This is a genomic window from Streptomyces sp. NPDC006283 (genome assembly GCF_040613325.1).
Taxonomy (GTDB): Bacteria; Actinomycetota; Actinomycetes; order Streptomycetales; family Streptomycetaceae; genus Streptomyces.
Map to the genome: position 1 here is coordinate 1 of NZ_JBEXRZ010000113.1, position 22,225 is coordinate 22,225.

Annotated in this window: 19 protein-coding genes, 3 tRNA genes and 2 pseudogenes; 8 read left to right on the forward strand and 16 right to left on the reverse strand. The window is 70.4% G+C overall.

The window, feature by feature from the left end:
• The first annotated feature begins 236 nt into the window (after nt 1–236).
• Complete coding sequence (locus ABZ070_RS22365; protein WP_356636511.1) at nt 237–422, forward strand: DUF6274 family protein; 186 nt, start codon at nt 237–239, stop codon at nt 420–422.
• Between the two features lie 346 nt (nt 423–768).
• Here the strand turns inward: ABZ070_RS22365 and bldC are convergent, their stop codons facing one another.
• Both bldC and ABZ070_RS22375 read right to left on the reverse strand, forming a co-directional pair.
• Nucleotides 769–975 carry a developmental transcriptional regulator BldC gene (gene bldC, locus ABZ070_RS22370; protein WP_003949541.1) on the reverse strand — a complete coding sequence of 69 codons (207 nt, stop codon included), beginning with the start codon at nt 973–975 and terminating at the stop codon, nt 769–771.
• A 479-nt stretch (nt 976–1,454) separates the two neighbouring features.
• Nucleotides 1,455–2,294: a hypothetical protein gene (locus ABZ070_RS22375; protein WP_356636513.1), complete on the reverse strand. Its 840-nt coding sequence runs from the start codon at nt 2,292–2,294 to the stop codon at nt 1,455–1,457.
• A gap of 155 nt (nt 2,295–2,449) precedes the next feature.
• Between ABZ070_RS22375 and ABZ070_RS22380 the strand changes: the two genes are divergently transcribed.
• A complete protein-coding gene (locus tag ABZ070_RS22380; protein ID WP_356636515.1) occupies nt 2,450–3,538 on the forward strand; it encodes a Glu/Leu/Phe/Val dehydrogenase dimerization domain-containing protein in 1,089 nt (362 codons plus the stop codon).
• Nucleotides 3,539–3,812: 274 nt separating this feature from the next.
• On the forward strand, nt 3,813–4,067 hold the full coding sequence (locus ABZ070_RS22385) for a DUF3073 domain-containing protein (protein ID WP_159690167.1): 255 nt from the start codon (nt 3,813–3,815) through the stop codon (nt 4,065–4,067).
• A gap of 84 nt (nt 4,068–4,151) precedes the next feature.
• Here the strand turns inward: ABZ070_RS22385 and purM are convergent, their stop codons facing one another.
• From purM to purS, 9 genes are all read right to left on the reverse strand, one after another.
• On the reverse strand, nt 4,152–5,255 hold the full coding sequence (gene purM / locus ABZ070_RS22390) for a phosphoribosylformylglycinamidine cyclo-ligase (RefSeq protein WP_356636517.1): 1,104 nt from the start codon (nt 5,253–5,255) through the stop codon (nt 4,152–4,154).
• Between the two features lie 33 nt (nt 5,256–5,288).
• Nucleotides 5,289–6,806, reverse strand: coding sequence for an amidophosphoribosyltransferase (gene purF, locus ABZ070_RS22395; protein ID WP_356636519.1), 1,518 nt, complete (start codon nt 6,804–6,806; stop codon nt 5,289–5,291).
• Nucleotides 6,807–7,112: 306 nt separating this feature from the next.
• Nucleotides 7,113–7,937 (reverse strand): META domain-containing protein, encoded by an 825-nt coding sequence (locus ABZ070_RS22400; RefSeq protein ID WP_356636521.1) that lies wholly within the window; start codon nt 7,935–7,937, stop codon nt 7,113–7,115.
• 109 nt (nt 7,938–8,046) lie between these two features.
• The gene (locus ABZ070_RS22405; protein WP_356636523.1) at nt 8,047–8,838 is read right to left on the reverse strand and encodes a sterol carrier family protein; all 792 of its coding nucleotides are present in this window, start codon (nt 8,836–8,838) and stop codon (nt 8,047–8,049) included.
• Between the two features lie 9 nt (nt 8,839–8,847).
• Nucleotides 8,848–9,765 (reverse strand): M23 family metallopeptidase, encoded by a 918-nt coding sequence (locus ABZ070_RS22410; protein ID WP_356636525.1) that lies wholly within the window; start codon nt 9,763–9,765, stop codon nt 8,848–8,850.
• Nucleotides 9,766–9,805: 40 nt separating this feature from the next.
• Nucleotides 9,806–10,321: a winged helix-turn-helix domain-containing protein gene (locus ABZ070_RS22415; protein ID WP_356636528.1), complete on the reverse strand. Its 516-nt coding sequence runs from the start codon at nt 10,319–10,321 to the stop codon at nt 9,806–9,808.
• A gap of 98 nt (nt 10,322–10,419) precedes the next feature.
• A complete protein-coding gene (gene purL / locus ABZ070_RS22420) occupies nt 10,420–12,669 on the reverse strand; it encodes a phosphoribosylformylglycinamidine synthase subunit PurL (RefSeq protein ID WP_356636530.1) in 2,250 nt (749 codons plus the stop codon).
• Nucleotides 12,666–13,343: a phosphoribosylformylglycinamidine synthase subunit PurQ gene (purQ, locus tag ABZ070_RS22425; protein WP_356636532.1), complete on the reverse strand. Its 678-nt coding sequence runs from the start codon at nt 13,341–13,343 to the stop codon at nt 12,666–12,668. The genes purL and purQ overlap by 4 nt, the downstream gene beginning before the upstream one ends.
• A complete protein-coding gene (purS, locus tag ABZ070_RS22430; RefSeq protein WP_356636534.1) occupies nt 13,340–13,585 on the reverse strand; it encodes a phosphoribosylformylglycinamidine synthase subunit PurS in 246 nt (81 codons plus the stop codon). The genes purQ and purS overlap by 4 nt, the downstream gene beginning before the upstream one ends.
• Before the next feature lie 290 nt (nt 13,586–13,875).
• On the opposite strand from purS, the gene ABZ070_RS22435 reads away from it, so the two are divergent.
• The 5 genes and pseudogenes from ABZ070_RS22435 to ABZ070_RS22455 all read left to right on the forward strand — a co-directional run bounded on the left by ABZ070_RS22435 (nt 13,876) and on the right by ABZ070_RS22455 (nt 15,193).
• Nucleotides 13,876–14,214, forward strand: coding sequence for an Lsr2 family protein (locus ABZ070_RS22435; protein WP_356636536.1), 339 nt, complete (start codon nt 13,876–13,878; stop codon nt 14,212–14,214).
• Between the two features lie 108 nt (nt 14,215–14,322).
• A tRNA-Gly gene (locus ABZ070_RS22440) sits at nt 14,323–14,394 on the forward strand.
• 80 nt (nt 14,395–14,474) lie between these two features.
• Nucleotides 14,475–14,547 (forward strand) — tRNA-Gly (locus ABZ070_RS22445).
• A gap of 92 nt (nt 14,548–14,639) precedes the next feature.
• Nucleotides 14,640–15,098 (forward strand): annotated as a pseudogene (locus ABZ070_RS22450) (response regulator); the annotation flags it as partial.
• A 22-nt stretch (nt 15,099–15,120) separates the two neighbouring features.
• Nucleotides 15,121–15,193, forward strand: a tRNA-Gly gene (locus ABZ070_RS22455).
• A 43-nt stretch (nt 15,194–15,236) separates the two neighbouring features.
• On the opposite strand, the gene ABZ070_RS22460 is transcribed toward ABZ070_RS22455, so the two are convergent.
• The 5 genes and pseudogenes from ABZ070_RS22460 to ABZ070_RS22480 all read right to left on the reverse strand — a co-directional run.
• A complete protein-coding gene (locus ABZ070_RS22460) occupies nt 15,237–16,136 on the reverse strand; it encodes a phosphoribosylaminoimidazolesuccinocarboxamide synthase (RefSeq protein WP_356636538.1) in 900 nt (299 codons plus the stop codon).
• Between the two features lie 90 nt (nt 16,137–16,226).
• Nucleotides 16,227–17,687, reverse strand: coding sequence for a N,N-dimethylformamidase beta subunit family domain-containing protein (locus ABZ070_RS22465; RefSeq protein ID WP_356636540.1), 1,461 nt, complete (start codon nt 17,685–17,687; stop codon nt 16,227–16,229).
• 200 nt (nt 17,688–17,887) lie between these two features.
• The gene (locus ABZ070_RS22470; RefSeq protein ID WP_356636542.1) at nt 17,888–19,543 is read right to left on the reverse strand and encodes a hypothetical protein; all 1,656 of its coding nucleotides are present in this window, start codon (nt 19,541–19,543) and stop codon (nt 17,888–17,890) included.
• 275 nt (nt 19,544–19,818) lie between these two features.
• Complete coding sequence (gene purD, locus ABZ070_RS22475) at nt 19,819–21,069, reverse strand: phosphoribosylamine--glycine ligase (RefSeq protein ID WP_356636544.1); 1,251 nt, start codon at nt 21,067–21,069, stop codon at nt 19,819–19,821.
• A 61-nt stretch (nt 21,070–21,130) separates the two neighbouring features.
• A pseudogene (locus ABZ070_RS22480) lies at nt 21,131–22,225 on the reverse strand (DNA polymerase III subunit gamma and tau); the annotation flags it as partial.

Here is a 22,225-nt window from a genome sequence, read left to right on the forward strand (position 1 = left end):
ACTTTTTTTTTTTGTGTTACGGGAGTACTGAGTTGTGCTCTTCCGATATTGAAGTCCCCGCCGCCCCCCGCCCCCCGGCGCGGGCCTTCGTCGTGTCCGGAAGCGTGTCGGGAAGCGTGTCCGGAAGCCAAGGGCCCCGTCGGCGCGGGCCTTCGTCGCGTCCGGCCGTCTTGACGGCGGCATCCGGCGCGGGTACCCACTCAGTAGGGGACGGCACACACCTGGAGGTGACGTGCATGGCGGCATCCACGGCGAGGCGCTACGAGACCCGGGCGCTGCTGCGCGCCCACCTGTCGGCCGCGTCCGGTTACCGGCACCTCACGAGAAGCTGCCCCATCTGCCATCGCCTCCTGCGCCTCGCCATGGAGCGTCCCGAGAACGAGCCGCCGCAGGCCGAGGACAAAGGCCCCACCGAGGAGTGACCAACGGCCGTGCCACCGGGGCTCCTTGCGTGACAGGCTGGAGTTTGACAAGAGGCATGCGGTGTGACGGGTGTCACCGAACGGGTTTTCAGAACGCCACCGTTTAACCCCTCCCTACAACCAGTGGATTTAATATGTGCCATTGCACTCCCCCGGGAGGGCCGGCACAGGCCACCACAAGCTCCCTCAACCCACCCCTCGGGGCACAAAAAAAATCGCGCTGGACCCGGCGGAGTCCAGCGCGATCGACGACGAGGGTCTGTTGGGGCAGAACACCGTCATGTAGAGCTATGGGTGGGCTTGTCCGAGGTGGGGGCCCCGGCATCGCCCGGTGTTACGGGGTGTTTCAGGCCTCGCTGCGCTGCTGCGGAATACCCGCAAGCAGTGCGCGGACCTCTGCCTCGCGGTACCGGCGATGTCCTCCGAGCGTGCGGATGGACGTGAGCTTGCCAGCCTTGGCCCAGCGCGTGACCGTCTTCGGGTCCACGCGGAACATGGTGGCGACCTCAGCCGGGGTCAGCAGCGGCTCGGCATCAGGGGTGCGAGCGGTCATGAGCGGCCTCCTCGGGAGAACCGAACCTTCTCGGTTCATTCCTCTAAATTCTGCACCTTGACCCGCGTTGCCCGAAATGGCGGACGCGGGCCGAGTCGGTTATAGGACGAACGGCTTGTCCTCGGCACTACAACTACACCATCTGTCCAGCGACGTCGGCCAAACCGATGGAATTGCCCTCTCAGGTGTTCATCAGCGGCCGAAGCCCGATGGACCATGCCATAACGGACAGTCACGTCACAGTAACGATCAGTCACAGAGCGATCAGGAGTCGTCAGACCCCCCATAGAGTGCAATGCTGAGCATTCCGCCCGTAAGTGAGCGGAAGGAACCCTCCCCGGACTCCTTGTCCTATTTTGACACGAGGGTAGGCGATGGGCGCAAGGGCGCGGTTAGTGCGGTCCGTCACGCTTGAGGCAAGTGCCCGGATCGGGACCTACGTCCTGTACACAGCGGGGCTCGGACAACGAAGTCGGCCTTCAGTTGGCGAACTGACGGTCCCTGACGGACCGCCAGCGCTCGGTCAGCCGCGCGTACGCCTCCGCCGCCGCCTCGCCGTCGCCGGCCCGCAGCGCCGCGATCCCCTCCGTGACATCGGCCGCCGACCGGTCGTCCGCGAGCTGCTCACCGGACAGCGCGTGCACGAGGCCGCCGTAGTCGAGCTCGACGAGCGAGCGGGGGTGGAACTCCTCCAGCCAGCGCCCCACGTCCACGAGTCCCTCGGTCAGCGGACCTTCGTCGATCGTCTCCCTCAGGGTCCGCAGCGCGCGGGCCAGCCTCCGGCGCGCCTGGACCATCGGCGTCCGGTAGCGCAGAAGGGGCGCGGCCGGCCCGGCCGCCTCGTATTCGCGTTCCTCGTCGGCGAAGAGCGTGAACCAGCCCACCGGCACCCCCCAGACCGCGGTCCTGATCCACGGACGCGCGTCGGGGTTGCCGAGCCGCCACTGCTCGAAGTCCGCCGCCGCCTGCCCCCGGACGACCGGCGGCAGCACCGCGTCCAGCAGTGGCTCCGGCAGCTGGTCCGCGAGCTCCTCCAGGGCGAGCCAGCCGCGCAGCCGGGTCCGCCAGGGGCAGACGCACACCACGCCGTCGACCTCGACGACAAAGGCGTCGGCGCTCTCGTGGACCGGGACCGGAACGGGCGGTGTGGGCAGCAAGTCCGCCAGGGACCGGCGCAGTTCGTCCTGTGCGGTCGGCGTGGCCTCCCTGCGTGCGTAGCGGGCCCAGTGGCCGCGCTCGGGCTCGGGAAAGGCCGCCAGCGGCTCGTAGATCCGCAGATAGGCGGCGTACGGGACAAGAACCGAGGACAGCGCTGGCATGCCGCAAATCCTTCCACGCCGGTACTCCGGGAGAGGGTGATCCTCGGCACTGGGTCGGATCTACGCACGCGTAGGACTTACTCTCTTGCCCAACTGGACCTTCCCCACCCACAGGAAGGCCCGCACCCGCCGCTTCGTACTTGGGAGTCACCACCGTGACCGATGTGACCGACGGCGTCCTGCACACCCTGTTCCGATCGGAGCAGGGCGGCCACGAGCAAGTCGTGCTGTGCCAGGACCGCGCCAGTGGCCTGAAGGCCGTCATCGCCATCCACTCCACCGCTCTGGGCCCGGCCCTCGGCGGCACCCGCTTCTACCCGTACGCCTCCGAGGAAGAGGCCGTCGCCGACGCGCTGAACCTCTCCCGGGGCATGTCGTACAAGAACGCCCTGGCCGGTCTCGACCACGGCGGCGGCAAGGCCGTGATCATCGGTGACCCGGAGCAGATCAAGTCCGAGGAACTGCTCCTGGCCTACGGCCGTTTCGTGGACTCGCTCGGCGGCCGCTACGTGACCGCTTGCGATGTCGGCACCTATGTGGTCGACATGGACGTCGTCGCGCGCGAGAGCCGCTGGGTCACCGGCCGCTCCCCCGAGAACGGCGGCGCCGGCGACTCGTCCGTCCTGACCGCCTACGGCGTCTTCCAGGGCATGCGGGCCTCGGCCCAGCACGTCTGGGGCGACCCGACGCTGCGCGGCCGCAAGGTCGGCGTCGCCGGCGTCGGCAAGGTCGGCCACCACCTGGTCGAGCACCTGCTCTCCGACGGCGCCGAGGTGCTCGTCACGGACGTCCGCGAGGAGTCCGTGCGCCGCATCCTCGACAAGCACCCGCAGGTCACCGCTGTCGCCGACACCGCGGCCCTGATCCGCACCGAGGGCCTGGACATCTACGCCCCCTGTGCGCTCGGCGGCGCGCTGAGCGACGCGACCGTGCCCGTGCTGACCGCCAAGGTGGTCTGCGGCGCGGCCAACAACCAGCTCGCGCACCCGGGCGTCGAGAAGGACCTCGCGGACCGCGGGATTCTCTACGCCCCCGACTACGTGGTGAACGCCGGCGGTGTGATCCAGGTCGCGGACGAGCTGCACGGCTTCGACTTCGACCGCTGCAAGGCCAAGGCGTCCAAGATCTTCGACACCACGCTGGCAATATTCGCACGTGCGAAGGAAGACGGGATTCCGCCGGCCGCCGCGGCCGACCGCATCGCCGAGCAGCGCATGGCGGAGGCCCGTCGCCGCCGGCCGTGACCGCCCCGGCCCGCCGACCTCGGGGAGACAAGACTCACCCCGGTCGGCGGGTCGACCGCCAGGAAGAGGTTAAAATCGCAGTTGACCAGCGAGGATGGGGCGCCTCGCAGGTCCTGCGAAGTGGCGCGTGATGCGGGCGGCGTACCGTATGGCCGCGGAAGCAGGTACCGTTGAAGCCCTACGGACCGGTCTCTCCGCGGAGAGCCCGTTCCGAATCATGAACGCGTGTCAAGACTCTGGGGCCGTCGAGCCCCGTCACCGAGGGGGTCGAGCCATGGGGCGCGGCCGGGCCAAGGCCAAGCAGACAAAGGTCGCCCGCCAGCTGAAGTACAACAGCGGCGGGACTGACCTGTCGCGTCTGGCCAACGAGCTGGGCGCTTCGACTTCGAGTCAGCCTCCGAACGGCGAGCCGTTCGAGGACGACGACGAGGAAGACGACCCGTACGCACAGTACGCGGATCTGTACAACGACGACGAGGACGAGGACGAAGAGTCCGGCCCGTCGTCCCAGCAGCGCCGCGGCGCTTGACGCTGTACTGACACTGACCCGGTCCGGGGGCGACCCCGGACCGGGTTCTGTGCTGTTCAGCTCAGGCCGACAGCTTCCGGACCACTACTGGTCGGAGTACGTTCCGGTCAGCTCGGCGCCCGTGCCGCGGTCGCCACGGTCGGTGATCCGTCCCGCCACCCAGGCGTCGACCCCGCGGTCGGCCAGCGTGGTCAGCGCGACATCGACGGACTCCTCCGGGACGACGGCCATCATGCCGACACCCATGTTGAGCGTCTTCTCCAGCTCGAGCTGTTCGACCTGGCCGGCCTTGCCGACAAGATCGAACACGGCGGCCGGGGTCCAGGTAGAACGGTCGACGACCGCGTGGAGCGCGTCCGGGATGACCCGCGCCAGGTTGTTGGCGAGGCCGCCGCCCGTGATGTGGCTGAAGGCGTGCACCTCGGTGGTCCGGGTGAGCGCCAGACAGTCCAGCGAGTAGATCTTGGTGGGCTCGAGCAGCTCCTCGCCGAGCGTCCGGCCGAGCTCGTCGACCTGCTGCTCCAGCGACATCTTCGCCCGGTCGAACAGCACGTGCCGGACCAGCGAGTACCCGTTCGAGTGAAGACCGGACGACGCCATCGCGATGATCGCGTCCCCCTTACGGATGCGATCCGGTCCCAGCAGGCGGTCCGCCTCGACCACACCGGTACCCGCGCCCGCGACATCGAAGTCGTCCGGGCCCAGCAGTCCGGGGTGCTCGGCGGTCTCGCCGCCGACAAGAGCGGTGCCCGCGAGCACGCAGCCCTCCGCGATGCCCTTGACGATTCCGGCCACCCGCTCGGGGTGGACCTTGCCGACGCAGATGTAGTCGGTCATGAACAGCGGCTCGGCACCGCAGACGACGATGTCGTCCATGACCATGGCGACCAGGTCGTGGCCGATCGTGTCGTACACGCCCATCTGGCGCGCGATGTCGACCTTGGTGCCGACGCCGTCGGTGGCGGAGGCGAGCAGCGGGCGTTCGTAGCGCTTGAGGGCGGAGGCGTCGAAGAGACCGGCGAAGCCGCCCAGGCCGCCAAGGCCCGCGACCTCGGGGCGCTGCGTCTTCTTCACCCACTCCTTCATCAGCTCGACGGCGCGGTCGCCCGCCTCGATGTCGACGCCCGCGGCCGCGTAGCTGGCACCGGTACCCGCGTGCGGAGCACGCTCGGAAGATTCAGCAGACATGCTGGAGAACTTTCGTGTCGTACTGGAGGGGGATCACGGACGACGGAGCGCGTCGGCGGCGTCGGAGCCGCCCGCCAGCTCGGTCTCCAAAAGCTGCTTGCCGAGCAGCTCGGGGTCGGGCAGCTCCATCGGGTACTCGCCGTCGAAGCAGGCGCGGCACAGGTTCGGCTTGGCGATGGTGGTCGCCTCGATCATGCCGTCGATGGAGATGTACGACAGGGAGTCGGCGCCCAGCGAGGTGCCGATCTCGTCGATCGTCATGCCGTTGGCGATGAGCTCGGCGCGGGTCGCGAAGTCGATGCCGAAGAAGCAGGGCCACTTCACCGGCGGGGACGAGATCCTGATGTGGACCTCGGCGGCGCCGGCCTCGCGGAGCATCTTGACCAGGGCACGCTGGGTGTTGCCGCGGACGATGGAGTCGTCCACCACGACCAGCCGCTTGCCGCGGATGACTTCCTTGAGCGGGTTCAGCTTGAGGCGGATGCCCAGTTGGCGGATGGTCTGCGAGGGCTGGATGAAGGTACGGCCGACATAGGCGTTCTTCACCAGGCCGGAGCCGTACGGGATACCGCTGGCCTCTGCGTAACCGATGGCGGCGGGCGTGCCGGACTCCGGCGTCGCTATGACCAGGTCGGCGTCGACCGGGGCTTCCTTGGCCAGTTTCCGGCCCATCTCCACTCGGGAGAGGTACACGTTCCGGCCGGCGATGTCCGTGTCGGGACGAGCCAGGTAGACGTACTCGAAGACACAGCCCTTGGGCTTCGCTTCTGCGAAGCGGGAGGTGCGGATGCCGTTCTCGTCGATGGCGATGAGCTCGCCCGGCTCGATCTCGCGGACGAAGCTGGCGCCGCAGATGTCGAGCGCGGCGGACTCGGACGCGACAACCCAGCCGCGCTCGAGACGGCCCAGGACCAGGGGGCGGATGCCCTGCGGGTCGCGGGCGGCGTAGAGGGTTCCCTCGTCCATGAAGACGAGCGAGAAGGCACCGCGGACGTCGGGCAGGACCTTGGCGGCCGCCTCCTCGACGGTCAGCGGCTTGCCGTCGTCGTCGACCTGGCCGGCGAGCAGCGCCGTGATCAGGTCGGTGTCGTTGGTCGCGGCGACCTGAGTGGCCCGGCCGTTCTCCTTGGGGAGGGCGGCGACCATCTCGGCGAGCTGGGCCGTGTTGACCAGGTTTCCGTTGTGGCCGAGCGCGATCGAGCCGTGGGCGGTCGCCCGGAACGTCGGCTGCGCGTTCTCCCACACCGAGGCGCCCGTGGTCGAGTAGCGGGCGTGACCGACCGCGATATGACCGGTAAGGGAGCCGAGGGAGGTTTCGTCGAAGACCTGGGAGACCAGCCCCATGTCCTTGAAGACAAGGATCTGGGAGCCGTTGCTCACCGCGATACCCGCGGATTCCTGGCCTCGATGTTGGAGGGCGTAGAGCCCGAAGTAAGTGAGCTTCGCGACCTCTTCACCCGGAGCCCAGACACCGAAGACGCCGCAAGCGTCCTGGGGGCCCTTCTCGCCGGGGAGCAGGTCGTGGTTGAGTCGTCCGTCACCACGTGGCACGCCTCCGAGTGTAGGCGAGATCGACCACTGGTCCGAATTGGGGACGTCGCGCAACCGGGTTTCCGGGCCGCGCGGGACGCACCCCGGGCCCGATTCCGCGGACGCGGCCCGGCCTGCGTGACCTTGCCGGACGTCCTGGATTCGTCCCATCGAGGCGTCCACACTCCAAGACGGCGGCCCGCATCCCGCCCGGGCCAGGGGTTCGGGCCCCGGGCCGCCGCCGCAGGGGTGATCACGCCACGTCAGAGGGCGCCTCTGTTACCGGCCGGTCACCCGGCCGGGCAGGGCGTGTGCTAGTTCACACGGTCACTTCTCGCCGGAGGTCTCCGCGGCGACCGCCGCGAGGCCCTTGCCGTTCGACGCGGTGAGGGTGAGCGAGCGGTGCTTCAGCTCGTACTTCACGGTCCCCTCGTCGAGGACCTTCACCAGCTCGCGCTCCAGGTCCATCTCGGGGCCCTGGCACAGCTTCCTGGTGGAGGCGAGCCGCCCGAGAGTGATCGAGTCGCCGGAGACCTTGGCGGTGCTGGTGAAGCGGTTGCAGCCGAGGCTGCCGCTCACCGAGCCGTCCTTGCCGAAGGTCAGATGAGCCTTGTTCTCCGTGCCTGCGGGCAGTGATGTCGCACTCTTGCCGGACACGAGGCTGTTCACCGTCCATTTGGTGCCGACCAGCGGCGAGGGCGGCTCCGATGTGAGGGCGATGGAGTCCCCCGTCTCCGTGGTCAGGGTGAGCCTGCCGTCGGTGAGCTTCGCCTTCAATGTGCCGGCGAAGGCTGCCCGCAGTGCCTCCTCGAAGCCCTGGACCTTCTTGTCGCAGGCCATCTCGGTCATCTCGGCGGGCCCCACGGTGATCGTGTCGCCGTCGATCTTGACGTCGGCACCGAAGTGGTTGCACCCGTAGTTGCCGCCGGCCCGCCCCTTGTCGTCGATCTCGACGTGCGCGCCGGCCGGTGCCTCGGTCTTGCTGCCGTCGACGGTGACACTGTCGACGGACCAGTGGACGCCGTTCACGGGCACGTCCGGCTGTACGGAACCGCCTCCCTCGCCGCCGTCACCGGCACCCGACTGTGTGCCGCAGGCGGAGAGCGCGAGGACGGTCAGTGCGGTGACGGAAATGCTCAGCTGGTAGCGCATACCGATGGGACGGAAGGCGCACGATGTCGGTTCCGCCCCGGTCGTACGGCTCCAGCCACGGCCTGTGCGTCGCACCTCCGGCCGTACGGCTCAGCTCCCGCCGTAAGGCTCAGCCCAGGATCGGCAGCAGCGCCTCGAGGTCGGCGCGCTCGCCGCTCGCGCTGACCTTCGCCGCCTCGATCGCGTCCCGCCAGGCCGTGCGGCCGGTGGCGAGCCGGATCCAGGTCAGCGGGTCGGCCTCGACGACATTGGGCGGCGTCCCGCGGGTGTGCCGGGGGCCCTCGACGCACTGCACCACGGCGAACGGCGGGACGCGCACCTCGGTCGACGCTCCCGGCGCCTTGACCGCGAGGGCGTCGGCGAGCAACCGGGTGCAGGCGGCAAGCGCCCGGCGGTCGTACGGGATGCCCAGTGCGGTCGCGTCGTTCAGGTCGTCGGTGTGGACGATCATCTCCACGGTGCGGGTCACGAGGAAGTCCCCGAGCCGCATGCTCCCGAACCGCATGGGCACCAACCGCTCCGCGGAGGCGGCCGGCAGCAGCTCCTCGAGTCCGGCGGCCGTACGGTCGAACAGCTCGACGATCCCGCCGCCGGCGGCGAAGGCCCTGGTGTCCTCGTCCACCTGACCGGCCGCCGTGACCGTGGCGAACGGCCAGTCGAGCAGCGCGAGGTCCTGCTTGGCCGGCTCCGGCTGCGTCAGATACCGCGCGACGAGCCCGGCGACCATGGCGACATGGGCGGCCAGCTCCCGTACGGTCCAGTCCCCGAGTCTCGTCGGCAGGGCGAACTGCTCCTCGGTGAGCGTGCCCACCGCCTGCCGCACGTGCCCGAACTGGGCGAGGACGGCGTCGCGGGTGGTGGCGTGGTCGTAGCTGCGGGGGCGCTTCCTGGCCGGTGGCATGGACAGACCCTACGGCGCGGCGATGTCGTCCGGCACCGGCTTCCCGGGCTTCTCGGAGCTGTCATGTCCCTCGGGCTCCGCAGGCTCCTCACTCTTTTCGACAGCGACCGCCTCGCCGTTCTCGTCGACGGTGAACGCCTCGCCGTTCCGCGGGACGCCGACGCCGCGCCAGCTGAACGGGATGCCGACCGCGGTGTCCGCGTCCGGGCCGTCCATCAGCTGGAAGTGGAGGTGCGGTTCCGAGGAGTTGCCCGAGTTGCCGCAGCGCGCGATCAGCTGACCCTCAAGGACCCGGTCGCCCGCGCGGACCGCGAGCGAGCCGCGCTCGAGGTGCGCGTAGGCGGCGAACACCCCGTTGCCCAGGTCGAGCACCACATGGTTGCCGAGCACCTTGCGGACCCCGCCGATGTCCCGGAACGACCCCTCGACGAGCAGCATGTAGATCACCGCGGGCAGGGAGTTGCGGCTGAGGTGGTCGCGCTGCCGGCCCTCCACGTGGACGACCGTCGCGTCGGCGACCGCGAGGAGCGGCTCCCCGAAGGCCGGGAAGTCCCGGACCGGGCGGACGATCGGCCACAGCGCCCTGAAGCCCGGCCGTGCGCCCCGCTCGGGCTCGGCGACGATGTCGATGGCGTAGGTCTGGCCGTAGCCGTGCGTGCCGTGGCTCGGGGTCCGGTCGGCCGGGCTGTTCAGCGCCGACCAGCGGCCCCTGACAGGCGCCGCGATCTCGACGGCCTCTCGCGGGTGCTCCCGCTGGGCCAGCCGGGTCCGTACGGAACCGCTCACCGCGATCACGAGGGAGAGCACCGCGGGGAGCCAGACCCAGTGCCAGGCGAACGACTCCACGAATATCTTGACGGTGACGAGGCCGAAGAAGGTCACCCAGCCCAGCCGGTAGACGGTCCTGAGTACTTTGCCGACGGACATGGTCGCTCTCCCTTGAACGGTCATGGGCACGTTCGAACGGTCATGGGCACGCGGCGGTCAGCACCACGAGCAGCGGGACGACACGGGTCCCCGGCACCTCGTAGCGGCCGCGACCCGTGGTGTGGAGCCAGCCCGCGGCGGTCAGCTGGCGCAGGTGGTGGTAGATCTGGCCGGTCGTGCCGAGCCCTTCGAGCTCGGCCAGCTCGGCGGCGGTACGGCGGCCGCCGAGGATCTCGCGCAGGAGGCGCAGGCGGACGGCATGGCCGAGGGCGGCCAGTGACTCGGCGCTTCGCGTCCAGTCGTCGCTCTCCCTCTCGAGGAGACCGGAGGTCAGCGCCCCGTACTGCCACTCGTACTGCTCCTGGGTCGGCAGCCGTACGGCTCCGGTGAACAGCACTCCGCCATCCGCCGCCGCCTCTCCCTTCGAGGCGAGCTGCTGCTTCAGCCCCTCCAGCGCCCAGAGGTCGCCCTCGCCGAGGGCCGTCGTGGCAGACCCCGCGCCTTCCAGGGCTGCCATCCGCTGTTCCAGCGCGGCAACGCGTTCCTCCAAGGTCATGCCGATGAGATTACGTAATTACGTAATCTCGCGCAAGACCCAACGGCGAAGCCCCCGCCCGGTCGGAACCGGACGGGGGCTTCCCGAGGGCAGCGGAATCAGACGAGCAGACCCGGAATGGTCTCCTCGTGCGCCGTGCGCAGCTCGGCCAGCGGAATGCTGAACTGGCCCTGCACCTCGACGGCGTCGCCGTCGACGACACCGATTCGGGTGGCCGGCAGACCACGTGCGCCGCACATGTCGGTGAAGCGGAGCTCCTCGCTGCGCGGGACGGCGACGACCGCACGGCCGGCCGACTCGCTCAGCAGGAAGGTGAAGGCGTCGAGGCCGTCGGGCACGACCAGGCGGGCACCCTTGCCGCCACGCAGGCAGGACTCGGTGACCGCCTGGATCAGACCGCCGTCCGACAGGTCGTGCGCCGCGTCGATCATGCCGTCGCGGGAGGCGGAGATCAGGATCTCGGCCAGCAGCTTCTCCCGGTCCAGGTCGACCTTCGGCGGCATGCCGCCCAGGTGGTCGTGGACGACCTGGGACCAGGCCGAGCCGCCGAACTCCTCGCGGGTGTCACCGAGCAGGTAGAGAAGCTGCCCCTCCTCGGCGAACGCGATCGGCGTACGACGGTTGACGTCGTCGATCACACCGAGCACGGCCACGACCGGCGTCGGGTGGATCGCGACGTCACCGGTCTGGTTGTAGAGCGACACGTTGCCACCGGTGACCGGGGTACCCAGCTGCAGACAGCCGTCCGCGAGACCACGGGTGGCCTCGGCGAACTGCCACATGACGTCCGGGTCCTCCGGCGAGCCGAAGTTCAGGCAGTCCGAGATCGCGAGCGGCTTCGCACCGGACGCGGCGACGTTGCGGTACGCCTCCGCCAGCGCGAGCTGCGCACCCGTGTAGGGGTCGAGCTTGGCGTACCGGCCGTTGCCGTCGGTCGCCATGGCCACGCCCAGGTTCGACTCCTCGTCGATCCGGACCATGCCGGCGTCCTCGGGCTGGGCGAGCACGGTGTTGCCCTGCACGAAGCGGTCGTACTGGTCGGTGATCCACGCCTTGGAGGCCTGGTTCGGGGAGGCGACCAGCTTCAGGATCTGCTCGCGGAGCTCATCGGCGTTCGCCGGCCGGGCCAGCTTGTTCGCGTCGTCGGCCTGCAGGGCGTCCTGCCACGACGGGCGCGCGAAGGGACGGTGGTACGTCGGGCCCTCGTGCGCGACGGTGCCCGGCGGCACGTCCACGATCAGCTCACCGTGCCAGAAGATCTCCAGGTGGTCGCCGTCCGTCACCTCGCCGATGACGGTGGCGGTGACGTCCCACTTCTCGCAGATCTCCATGAAGCGGTCGACGTGCTGCGGCTCGACGATGGCGCACATGCGCTCCTGCGACTCGCTCATGAGGATCTCCTCCGGCGAGAGCGTGGCGTCGCGCAGCGGCACGGTGTCCAGCTCGACCCGCATACCGCCGGAGCCGGCGGACGCCAGCTCGGAGGTGGCACAGGACAGACCGGCCCCGCCGAGGTCCTGGATGCCCGCGACGAGCTTCTCCTTGAAGATCTCAAGGGTGCACTCGATCAGGAGCTTCTCCTGGAACGGGTCGCCGACCTGGACGGCGGGGCGCTTGGTCGGCTTGGTGTCGTCGAAGGTCTCGGACGCCAGGACCGAGACGCCGCCGATGCCGTCGCCGCCGGTGCGGGCGCCGTACAGGATGACCTTGTTGCCGGGGCCGGACGCCTTGGCGAGGTGGATGTCCTCGTGCTTCATCACGCCGATGCAGCCAGCGTTGACCAGCGGGTTGCCCTGGTAGCACGCGTCGAAGACGACTTCGCCGCCGATGTTCGGCAGGCCCAGGCAGTTGCCGTAGCCACCGATGCCGGCGACGACGCCGGGCAGGACGCGCTTGGTGTCGGGGTGGTCGGCCGCACCGAAGCGCAGCGGGTCCACGACCGCGACCGGGCGGGCGCCCATCGCGAGGATGTCGCGGACGATGCCGCCGACGCCGGTCGCCGCACCCTGGTAGGGCTCGATGTACGACGGGTGGTTGTGCGACTCGACCTTGAAGGTCACCGCATAGCCCTGGCCGACGTCCACGACGCCCGCGTTCTCGCCGATGCCGACGAGCATGGCGTCGTTCTCGGGGACCTTCTCGCCGAACTGCTTCAGGTGGACCTTGCTGCTCTTGTACGAGCAGTGCTCCGACCACATGACGCTGTACATCGCGAGCTCGGCGCCGGTGGGACGGCGGCCCAGGATCTCGCGGATGCGCGCGTACTCGTCCTCCTTGAGGCCGAGCTCCTTCCAGGGCTGCTCGGCATCCGGGGTCCCGCCCGCGTGCTTGACGGTGTCGAGGCTCATGCGACCAACTTCTTCAGGATCGAGGTGAAGAAACCGAGCCCGTCGGTACCGCCGGTACCGATCAGCGGCTCCACTGCGTGCTCGGGGTGCGGCATGAGACCGACCACGTTGCCCGCGGCGTTGGTGATGCCGGCGATGTCGCGCAGCGAGCCGTTGGGGTTCACGTCCAGGTAGCGGAAGGCGACCCGGCCCTCGGCCTCCAGCTCGTCGAGCACCCGCTCGTCGGCGACGTACCGGCCGTCCATGTTCTTCAGCGGTACGGAGATCTCCTGACCGGCCTGGTAGTCGGCGGTCCAGGAGGTGTCCGCATGCTCCACCCGCAGCTTCTGTTCGCGGCAGATGAAGTGCAGATGGTTGTTCTGCAGCATCGCGCCCGGCAGCAGATGGGCCTCGGTGAGGATCTGGAAGCCGTTGCAGATACCGAGGACCGGCATACCGGCCTTCGCCTGCTCGATGATCGTCTCCATCACCGGCGAGAACCGGGAGATGGCTCCGGCGCGCAGATAGTCGCCGTAGGAGAAGCCTCCGGCGAGGACGACCGCGTCGACCTGCTTGAGGTCCTTGTCGCGGTGCCAGAGCGGAACGGGCACCGCACCGGCGAGGCGGGCGGCGCGCAGGGCGTCCCGGTCGTCGAGGGTTCCGGGGAAGGTGACGACTCCGATACGAGCGGTCACGACTCCACCTTCACGACGAAGTCCTCGATGACGGTGTTGGCGAGGAACGTTTCGGCCATCTCGTGGATGCGGGCGAGGGCGGCGTCATCGACCGGCCCGTCCATCTCCAGTTCGAAGCGCTTTCCCTGACGGACGTCCGCGATCCCGGCGAATCCCAGCCGAGGCAGTGCACGCTGCACCGCCTGTCCCTGGGGGTCGAGGATCTCGGGCTTGAGCATGACGTCGACTACGACGCGAGCCACGGGCACTCCCGGTGGTGTGTTGCGAGGGCGGTTCCCTCAGCGTACCCGGCCCAAAAATCTACGCGGGTAGATATCTCGACAACACGCAGGGAAATCCAGAGAAAGAATCCCGGTCCTGATTGTGGCGGACACGCGCAGGTAATTGGCGGGGCTTCACAATGCGCCTCCTTCCGCTGTACAAAGGAATACAGAGGAAAGCAGCATTGCCCCTCGACAGCCGAATAGCCGGTATCGCCGCACGTCAGAACCCACTGGGTAACCGGCGATACCGCAGGAAAGGACCGATATCCGTGGCTCAGCGAGTAGTGGTCACGCTCTCCGACGACATCGACGGCGGAGAAGCGACGGAAACGGTCACGTTCGGCCTCGACGGGAAGTCGTACGAGATCGACCTCAATCTCTCCAATGCAAAGAAACTGCGCAAGGCCCTGGCGCCGTACATGGCCGCCGGCCGAAAGCAGGCGAACGGCAGCAAGCGGGACAAGTCGAAGGCCGTCGCCTACCGGCACACCTCGATCGAGCCGGCGCCGGCGGCGGTACGAGCCTGGGCACAGTCCAACAAGATGGACGTGCCGGCCCGTGGACGGATCCCCAAGCGCGTCTACGAGGCGTTCCGCGAGGCCAGTTGAGCCGGTCGGCCACGACCGCGCCGAACGGAGTTGCACTGCACCCCTGGTGATCGGCTAGAGTCTGGAGCACGCCGAGGGGCAAGCCGAAAGGCCCGCCTCGAGCAGCGTGCGGGTGTAGTTCAGTAGTAGAACATCCCCCTTCCAGGGGGAAGGCGCAGTGTGCAATTCCTGTCACCCGCTCTGCATCGCTTTACCGTCCACCGATGTGGATCAGGTACAGTGGTGGACGCACCACCCGGTGAGAGCCGAGTGGCAGCAATGCGGACGTGGCTCAGTTGGTAGAGCATCACCTTGCCAAGGTGAGGGTCGCGAGTTCGAATCTCGTCGTCCGCTCAGAGATCGAAGGCCCTGGTCGTCAGACCGGGGCCTTCGTCGTGTCCGGGGACGGATCTCCGGGTGCGGACACCCAGGGCGCGGCGCCCGATGACAGGTCCGTGCTGGATCTGCAGATGCCGGCGCGGACGGTGTGACAGTGGCCACAGCCCTGAGGGATGAACTGCCCGGCTGCCGCATCACGATCGGGACCAGCCATGGGCTCACCGGCCACCGGAAGAGGACCCTCGTCGCGGGAGTGCGGGGTACGTACCGAAGACCGTCAGCGCCCAGCGGCTCGCGGAGACCACCCGTGCCGTGCACGCCGGGAACCGCTACGTGGAACCCGAGTTGGCGGTCGACGCCATCCCGGCCGGCGATTCGCCGCTGACGGCGCGGAAGGCCGAAGTGCGCGGACGCGCGGCGGACGGGGCGCTCGTCGCGGAGATCGCGGAGCGGACGTCGCCGCCCCAGGAAACGGCATGGAACGTCTCTCGTCGGCCGCCGCCAAGCCGGACGCCGAGAACCGCCACACGGCGGTACGTCTCGCGCGCCGCCGAGGTTGGGTATAGTGGTCTCCGCGCTACGGCGCATGCGGACGTGGCTCAGTTGGTAGAGCATCACCTTGCCAAGGTGAGGGTCGCGAGTTCGAATCTCGTCGTCCGCTCAGTGCGAAGCCCCCGGCGATCTCGCCGGGGGCTTCTTCGTGCTCAGGACCAGGGCGTTCCCGTCAGGAGCTCGTAGGCCTCGAGGTACTTGGCCCGGGTCGCCTCGACGATCTCCTGCGGCAGCGCGGGCGGCGGCTGCTCGCTGTGCCGGTCCCAGCCCGATGCCGGGGACGTCAGCCAGTCACGGACGAACTGCTTGTCGTACGACGGCTGGGCACGGCCCGGCTCCCAGCTGTCGGCCGGCCAGAAGCGGGACGAGTCGGGGGTGAGCACCTCGTCCGCCAGGATCAGCTCGTCGCCGTCGAAGCCGAACTCGAACTTGGTGTCGGCGAGGATGATGCCGCGCTCGCGGGCGATGTTGCGGGCCCTGGAGTAGACGGCGAGCGTGGTCTGGCGCAGATGGGCGGCGGTCTCCGCGCCGACCTGGCGGGCCACCTCCTCGTAGCTGACGTTCTCGTCGTGGTCGCCGACGGCCGCCTTGGTGGCCGGAGTGAAGATCGGGGCCGGCAGCTCGGAGCCGTCCTCGAGGCCCTCGGGGAGCGCCAGACCGCACACCGTGCGGGTCTGCCGGTACTCGGCGAGGCCGGAGCCGGTCAGGTAGCCACGGGCGACGCACTCGACGGGCACCATGCGCAGCGACTTGCAGACCATGGTGCGGCCTTCCCAGTCGGCAGGAGCGCCCTCGGGCAACTCGGTGGAGACGACATGGTTGCCGATCAGGTCCTCGAGCCGCTCGAACCACCACAGTGAGAGCCGGGTCAGAACCCGCCCCTTGTCGGGGATCTCGGTGGGCAGCACCCAGTCGAACGCCGACATGCGGTCGCTGGCGACCATCACGAGGTCGCCCGCCTCGTTCTGGTACAGCTCGCGCACCTTGCCGGTGTGCAGATGCACCAGGCCCGGCACCTGCAGCGGCTCGGGCTTTTCGACGAATCCGGACACGGTTCCTCCCCGTGGCTGTGAACAACAGCTCCGATTGTCCCGTATCCGGACAGGAGCCACCCGGCCAGGGGTGCGGGGGCCCGGTGGAGCTCAGTCCCGCTTGCAGATGCGGTCCAGGAGATTCGCCGTAGCCCGCTGGATGCGGGCGTCCACATGGCCCGGCCGGTCTAGGGCCGGGGACCAGGCGAAAGTGCCCGACGCGAAGACCAGCGCACCGGACGGGGCGCGGTAGAGGGACGTCTCCTGGTGCCGAAGCGTCCCGTCGCCGTCCCGGTAGGGGGAGTGCGCGAGCAGGATGCGGCCCTCGTGCTCGGGCAGCACGGTGCGGGGGAAGTACCGGTCGGCCTCCCCGGCGACCAGGCCGGGCAGCTCGTCGCCGTCGCCGGCGCCGGTCGCCTCCCACAGCCAGTGGTCCGCGTTCCGTACGACGAGGGGGGACGGTTCGGGGACACGGCCCGCGTACTGGATGCCCAGCAGCTGCTGCTCCGGCCGGTCCACCTCGCGCCACAGCGCGGGCTTTCCAGGGCCGCGGCGCTTGCGGCAGGTCAGCAGCCGGTCCGGCACTCCCGAGGGCGAGGGGCCGAGTTCCACCTGCCAGTACATGGTGTTCGCGGAGAGGAAGACGAGAGAGGTGCCCCGGTCGCGGGCCAGCTCCGCGGCGCGGCGCATGGGGGCCGACCAGTACTCGTCGTGGCCCGGGAAGACCAGGCCCCGGTAGCGGGCCGGGTCGACGCGGCCCGCGTGCAGGTCGCGGGTGTCGGCGTAGGCGAGGTCGTAGCCGTACCGCTCGGCCCAGCGGATGAAGTCGTAGGCGTGGCCGACGTGCAGCGGGAGGCCCGCGCCCGCGAAAGGGCGGTCGAAGGACACCGTGACCGCGGCGTCCTCCTCGCCGAGCAGCCTGCCCTCCTCGTCCCACGCGTGGTAGAGACTCGCGCCGGTGCGGCCATCCTCGGGATAGAGGTTGTACGCCTGCCAGGTGACGTCGGGCAGCAGCAGGAGCAGATCCGCGGGATGGTCGTCGCGGACCGTGAAGGGGATGTGGGAACGGTAGCCGTCCAGGGTGGTCAGCACGGCGACGTACGCACCGATCGACCAGTACGACGGGATCTGCAGCCGCCATGAGAGCCACCAGTGGTGGCAGGAGACCGTGCGGTCGGCGGTGAGCGGTGGTGGCTGGACGATGCCGGAGAGGCGCGGACTGGTGGTGATCTTGGCGGCGCCGTGCCCCCCGTAGTGGCCGATGCGGTAGACGTCGACGGAGAACTGCTGGGGCGGGTCCACGGTGATGTGGAAGTCGATTGCCTCGCCGGGTGCGGCCGCACCGGGGGACGCGAAGCCCTTGATCTGGCGATGGACGTCGTCGGCGGTGCGGGGACCGCCGGAGCCGCCGCGGGCGAGATTGGGGTCGACGTACCAGGGGACGACGTGGCCGGTGTCGTCGAAGTAGTGCTCGCTGCCGCGCAGCCAGGGCAGGGGGCCCTGGCCGAAGGGGTCCGAGACGGCGTGGGCGAGGGCGCCCGATTCCCATCGCCGGATCTGCTCCGCCCCCATGCTGCGCCCTCCCTCGGTGCCCCTCGGACAACCGCTGTGATGCGCCGACCTGTTCAGCGCCGGTCTCCAGCACATCACATTACGCATGCAGTCCGTCACCGTTCGTCGCTAATTGACGACAAGGAGGCGACAACCGGAAGAGATCATTCCCATCGTCCGTGTGACACATCGGCCGACGGCCTGCGCGGCCGGGGGTTGTTTCAGACCAGGCGGACGGGCTTCTCGGGCCGTACGCCGAGGGAACCGAGCCAGACCCGCAGCGGCTGTGGGTCGCCGTCCTCGATCAGGCTCAGCACGGGCGCCGCGAGGTCCGCCCGGCGCTCGCCGTCTATCAGAAGGGCCGGACCGTCCAGCCAGTCCAGGCCTGGCGCCGCGCCGACGGTGTCGACCGCCGCACAGCACACCATCGCGGCGACATGGTCCGCGAGCAACTCCCGGCCGGTGCGCGGCGGCTGGAGCGGCATGAGCGGCAGCGGGTCGCCACCGCCCCAGAGCGCGAGGGCGTCGGCCGAACCGTCCGCCCCGGCCGGTGCGGTCGCGGCAGGCTCGTGGACGGTCTCCTCGCGGGCTATCCGGGCCGTCAGCACGGCGGCCAGGGCGTCGCTCGCCTCGCCGCCCGGCTGCGCGGAGAGGTGGTCGATCACACGGACGAGCGTCGGACCCTGCGGCCCGGTCGACGGCGGGACCCCCAGCTCGTCGAGCACCTGGTGGATACGGGCCGCCTCCGTACGCCACTTACGGTCCACGACCTCGTCCGGATAGTGCTGCCAGTCCACGGGCGACCAGTCGGGGCCAGGACCGGCGGGCGCGCCGTGGAAGAGACGCGCGGCCAGCAGCGACGCCGCCTCGTCGACCGCGCCCGGCTCCTCCAGCAGGTCGCACGCGGGGCGCTCGCCCAGCCGTGAGGTGAAGCCCTCGGCGAGCCGGTCGCGGCGCGACAGCTCCGTCAGAGCCGAGACCACGCCGGCGTCCAGCCGCGACGGCCAGCGGCCCATGCGCCAGGCGGGCAGCGCCACCCGGGTCAGCAGCCGGTCCCAGCCCGCGTAGGCGAGGCCGACCTGCTCCTGGGCGACGATCCGCAGTCCGTAGTCCACAGCCTGTGCGCGCTCCGACGCGGCGGCCGCGACCCAGCGCTCCATCCCGGCGGCATGGTCCTGGCAGCCGCGCAGCAGCAGCCGCGCGGCCCTGCCGACGAAACCGGACGCCGGCCCCCGTATGAACCCCTGGCCGGGGCGGGCCGCGTCGGCCACCGCGGCGTCCAGGCCCCGGACGAAACGGCGGGCCGCGGCTATGTCCGGGTCGGCGGCCGAGCCGGTGCCGGCGACGACCGGAGCGAGCACCGCCCGCAGCTCGGCCACCCTCATCCACCACAGGAAGGGAGAGCCGATCACCAGCACCGGCCCCTCGCCCGTACGCCGTCGGGCGCCCGTCAGCGAGTGCGCCGGGTGCGTACGGTCCTCGAGCCAGCTGTCGCAGTCCGGGGTGAGCGCCAGCGCGGACGGGGCGGGCACCTCGAGGCGCTCCGCGAGGTCCCGCACCAGCCGGTACAGATCCGGGGCGGACCGCTCGGGCAGCTCCACCGTCGGACTGAGCGCCGGTGTGGCGCGCACGATCACCGCCGTGACGCCCACGGCGAGCATCAGCACGACCACCGCGCAGACGGAGACGATCCAGCGCGCCGCGTCCCAGCCCGCGCCCTCCAGGCGCCCCATGGCACCGCCCGCGAGCAGAACGACGGCGACGGCCACGGGGAGCAGCGCCACGGCCACCGCCCTGCTGCGGACGCGCAGCACGGCAAGAGCCTTGGCACGTGCTCCGCGCGTGCCCATCGACTCACCGATACCGGTACCGGACACGGCCGGACCTCACCCCCTCTGCCCTGCGACGGTGTTGGTCACTCCCCCACTGTGGCACCGCCCACTGACATCGCAAACGCCGGTGGGCCATGTGCCGGAACGCTTGCGCCGCACCCTAGTTGGGGCTTCGGCGGCCGTCATCCGGATGGGGCAGCCGTCACTCGATGGAATGGCTTTGGGCAAAGGCTCGCCCGCCCGGACGGAATGTCGGGGCGGGCGTCGATCAACGGCCGGGCCGGCGTCACTGAGCGGCTCGACGCCTGCTCAGCCGCCGGTCAGGCTTCTGCGGCCTTGCGCGCGATGTCCGTGCGGTGCTGGGAGCCGTCGAGACGGATGCGGCCGACGGCCCGGTAGGCGCGCTCACGGGCTTCGACGAGGTCCTTGCCGGTCGCGGTGACCGACAGGACACGCCCGCCCGCGCTCACGACCGCGTCACCGTCCCGCTTCGTACCGGCGTGCAGGACGTACGCGTGGGGTGCGTCCTCGGCGTTTACGGCGTCGAGGCCCTCGATCGGGTCGCCGGTGCGCGGCGTGCCCGGGTAATTGTGCGAGGCGACGACCACGGTCACGGCCGCGTCGTCCCGCCACTTCAGCGGAGGCTCGATGTCCAGTGTTCCCTTGGCGGCGTTGAGCAGGACGCTCAGCAGCGGTGTCTTGAGGCGGGCCAGGACCACCTGGGTCTCCGGGTCGCCGAACCGGGCGTTGAACTCGATCACACGCACACCGCGCGAGGTGATCGCCAGCCCTGCGTACAGCAGCCCCGAGAAGGGCGTCCCGCGGCGGCGCAGTTCGTCGACGGTCGGCTGCAGCACGGTCGCCATGACCTCGTCGACCAGCTTGGGGTCCGCCCACGGGAGCGGCGAGTAGGCGCCCATGCCGCCGGTGTTGGGGCCCTCGTCGCCGTCGAGAGCGCGCTTGAAGTCCTGCGCGGGCTGCAGCGGGACGACCGTCTCACCGTCGGTGATGGCGAAGAGGGAGACCTCGGGGCCGTCCAGGAACTCCTCGATGACGACCCGGCCGCAGGCCAGCGCGTGCTCACGGGCCGCTGCGAGGTCGTCCGTGACGACGACGCCCTTGCCGGCCGCGAGACCGTCGTCCTTCACGACGTACGGAGCGCCGAAGGCGTCGAGCGCCTCGTCGATCTCCTCGGGGGTCGTGCAGACGTAGGCGCGGGCCGTGGGGACGCCGGCCCCGGCCATCACGTCCTTGGCGAAGGCCTTGGAGCCCTCCAGCTGCGCGGCCTCCCCGGAGGGGCCGAAGCACGGGATACCGGCCCTGCGCACGGCGTCGGCGACCCCGGCGACCAGGGGCGCCTCGGGGCCGACCACCACGAACTCGGCGCCGATGCCGGTGGCGAGCTCCACGACGGCAGCGCCGTCCAGCTGGTCGACCGGGTGGAGTTCGGCGATCTCCGCGATGCCGGCGTTTCCGGGCGCGCAGTGCAGAGCGGTGACGTCGGGATCGAGGGACAGAGAGCGGCACAGGGCATGTTCGCGGGCGCCGCCGCCGATGACGAGGACCTTCACGGCAGCCAGCCTAACCGCCGCCCGCCGGAAGTCGTCGTACGGGCCTCCGAGGGCGGACCCGCTACTCGTTCGTATATTCCTCCACCACCGTGGCTCCGAGCTCGCGGACGATCAGGTCGTGACCGGACAGTGCGGAGTCGACCAGATCCGGGTCGTCCGCCTCCGGCACGTCGTCCTCGATGGAAACCGGCGGGGGGGCGTAGGCCTCGGCGGGGCGGGGCGGCTCCGGCTGGGGGGCGGACTGCGAGGCGGGAGCCGCAGGGGACGAAACGGAGCCGGACCGGTGCGCCTGCTGCGTCACGGGCTGGACGGGCCCGGGGGCGGGGGCGGCGGGCGGCGCGGCCTGCGGGGCGGCCGGCGGCCTGTTCTGTCCGTTGCCGCTCTGTCCGTACCCGCCCTGGCCGCCGTAGCCGCCGGAGCCTGCCGAGGGGGGCTGCCCGCTCGGTCCCCCGGGGCCGCCCGTGCCGCCCGAGGGGTCGATGATCGCCTCGACCTTCCACTGCACGTTGAACTGCTCGGCGAGCGCCTGCTTCAGGACGTCCTCGCTGCCGCTGCTCGCGAAGTTGTCCCTGGCTCCGGCGTTGATGAAGCCGAGCTGGAGCGTCGTCCCGTCGAAGCCCGCCACCTGCGCATTCTGGCTGAGCAGGATCCAGGTGAAGCGGCGGCGGTTCTTCACGGCCTCCAGGATCTCGGGCCACATGTTCCGCACCTGGCCCGCGCCCTGCGCCATGGCCGGGCCGGGGCCCGGCCCGGGGCCGGCCGGTACGGCGGGCGCGGGGGCCGGTGACGGTGCGGGTGCGGCGGGCTGGGGCGCGGCGCCCTGGCCGGGGGCGGAGGCGGTGGGCCAGCCGCCGGGCCGGCGTGCGGGCTCGGCGGGGGCGGCGCTGCCGGACGCCGGAGCGGGTCCGCCCGCACCGGTGGTCCCCGGCCAGGCACCGGGGCGGGGCGCCGCGGACTGGGACGGCTGCGGCTCCTGCTGCTGGGCGGCGGGCGCGGGCGGCGCCACGGGCGCCGGAGCGGGTGCCGGAGTCGGTACGGGAGCGGGGGCGACGGGTGCTGCCACCGCGGCCTCCCGCGCCGGTCGTCCCGCGTCAGGGGCCGGTGTCGAGATCGACGTCGAGGTCCTCGGCCTCGGTCCAGAATCCCTCGTCCGCGT

What these genes read in the sequence shown, in the direction of transcription:
- ABZ070_RS22365 (WP_356636511.1), top strand. Translation starts at nt 237, where the DNA reads ATGGCGGCATCCACGGCGAGGCGCTACGAGACCCGGGCGCTGCTGCGC.
- bldC (WP_003949541.1), bottom strand. Translation starts at nt 975, where the DNA reads ATGACCGCTCGCACCCCTGATGCCGAGCCGCTGCTGACCCCGGCTGAG.
- ABZ070_RS22375 (WP_356636513.1), bottom strand. Translation starts at nt 2,294, where the DNA reads ATGCCAGCGCTGTCCTCGGTTCTTGTCCCGTACGCCGCCTATCTGCGG.
- ABZ070_RS22385 (WP_159690167.1), top strand. Translation starts at nt 3,813, where the DNA reads ATGGGGCGCGGCCGGGCCAAGGCCAAGCAGACAAAGGTCGCCCGCCAG.
- purM (WP_356636517.1), bottom strand. Translation starts at nt 5,255, where the DNA reads ATGTCTGCTGAATCTTCCGAGCGTGCTCCGCACGCGGGTACCGGTGCC.
- ABZ070_RS22400 (WP_356636521.1), bottom strand. Translation starts at nt 7,937, where the DNA reads ATGCGCTACCAGCTGAGCATTTCCGTCACCGCACTGACCGTCCTCGCG.
- ABZ070_RS22405 (WP_356636523.1), bottom strand. Translation starts at nt 8,838, where the DNA reads ATGCCACCGGCCAGGAAGCGCCCCCGCAGCTACGACCACGCCACCACC.
- ABZ070_RS22410 (WP_356636525.1), bottom strand. Translation starts at nt 9,765, where the DNA reads ATGTCCGTCGGCAAAGTACTCAGGACCGTCTACCGGCTGGGCTGGGTG.
- ABZ070_RS22415 (WP_356636528.1), bottom strand. Translation starts at nt 10,321, where the DNA reads ATGACCTTGGAGGAACGCGTTGCCGCGCTGGAACAGCGGATGGCAGCC.
- purL (WP_356636530.1), bottom strand. Translation starts at nt 12,669, where the DNA reads ATGAGCCTCGACACCGTCAAGCACGCGGGCGGGACCCCGGATGCCGAG.
- ABZ070_RS22465 (WP_356636540.1), bottom strand. Translation starts at nt 17,687, where the DNA reads ATGGGGGCGGAGCAGATCCGGCGATGGGAATCGGGCGCCCTCGCCCAC.